The 516-nt window shown below is 71.5% G+C and carries 1 protein-coding gene; it reads right to left on the bottom strand.

Annotation, left to right across the window (positions count from 1 at the left end; genetic code table 11):
- A partial coding sequence (locus tag MXD59_RS26015; RefSeq protein WP_248827204.1) for a ketoacyl-synthetase C-terminal extension domain-containing protein occupies positions 1-516 on the bottom strand: 516 nt, incomplete at both ends.

Genomic DNA, 516 nt, shown 5'->3' with positions numbered 1-516 from the left:
CAGCTCAGGCCGCCCCGACACAAACGCCGACAACCGACCCGCCTGACCCGCCAGACCCGCCGCATCCCGCCCCGACAGAACCCACGGAAACACCGCCGGCACGACAACCGGAGAAGCCGGCGAAGAACCAACCGAACCGGCCGGTGAGTCCACCGGGGAACCCACCCCGGAAACAGTCGGGTCCACTTCGAGGATCACGTGGGCGTTGGTGCCGCTGATACCGAACGCGGACACCCCGGACCGGCGCGGGCCGTCCGTGGGCCACGGCGTCGTCTGCGTCAGGAGCTGGACCGCGCCCGCGGCCCAGTCGACGTTCGGGGTCGGCGCGTCGACGTGCAGCGTTCTGGGCGCCACCCCGTGCCGCATCGCCATCACCATCTTGATCACGCCGGCCACGCCCGCCGCCGCCTGCGTGTGCCCGACGTTCGACTTGACCGATCCCACCCACAACGGCCGGTCCGCGTCCCGACCCTGCCCGTAGGTGGCCAGCAACGCCTGCGCCTCGATCGGATCACC

The sequence above is a fragment of the Frankia umida genome (genome assembly GCF_023242945.1).
Taxonomy (GTDB): domain Bacteria; phylum Actinomycetota; class Actinomycetes; order Frankiales; family Frankiaceae; genus Frankia; species Frankia umida.
The sequence above is the reverse complement of the archived record's forward strand: the minus strand, read 5'-3'. Positions and strand labels throughout refer to the sequence as shown.